The organism is Corynebacterium hiratae, assembly GCF_009708045.1.
In the GTDB taxonomy this organism is placed as follows: domain Bacteria; phylum Actinomycetota; class Actinomycetes; order Mycobacteriales; family Mycobacteriaceae; genus Corynebacterium; species Corynebacterium hiratae.
Map to the genome: position 1 here is coordinate 1 of NZ_VIOG01000039.1, position 454 is coordinate 454.

Below are 454 nucleotides of genomic sequence, written 5' to 3' on the forward strand. Positions count from 1 at the left end.
ACACGCGCAGACGACACTCCTGGTGCAATCTTCTAGCCCCCGATGACTACGAAGCACTCACATCAGCTACACTGACTCAAGCAGCATAGCTAACCCCCGACGTGTCTACTTTCCGGGGGTCAGGCCCGGGTTCTTTGTGCTTGGGATAGTTAGCGCGTATGAACGGTGTGGGGTTCCGTTGCGGTCTATAAGTGCAGACGTGGATGTGCAGCACGAGGTCTGTGTTTTCGGGTCTGTGTTTGTAGGCTGTGTGTGAAAACGATGACGAAGCCCGTCACCGTTGAGTGGTTGCTCAACGGTGACGGGCTTTGTGTATTGAGTTATGGTTTGTTGTTTGGTGTCGGCGGTTTCTTACTCTCCCACAACCTCCCGGTTGCAGTACCATCAGCGTTAGCAGGCTTAGCTTCCGGGTTCGGAATGGGACCGGGCGTTTCCCTGCTGCTATAGGCCACCG

Annotated in this window: 1 rRNA gene; it reads right to left on the reverse strand. The window is 55.1% G+C overall.

Annotated elements, in window-relative coordinates:
• Positions 1-338: 338 nt before the first annotated feature.
• Positions 339-454: ribosomal RNA gene (rrf, locus tag FME68_RS12945) — 5S ribosomal RNA — on the reverse strand; the annotation flags it as partial.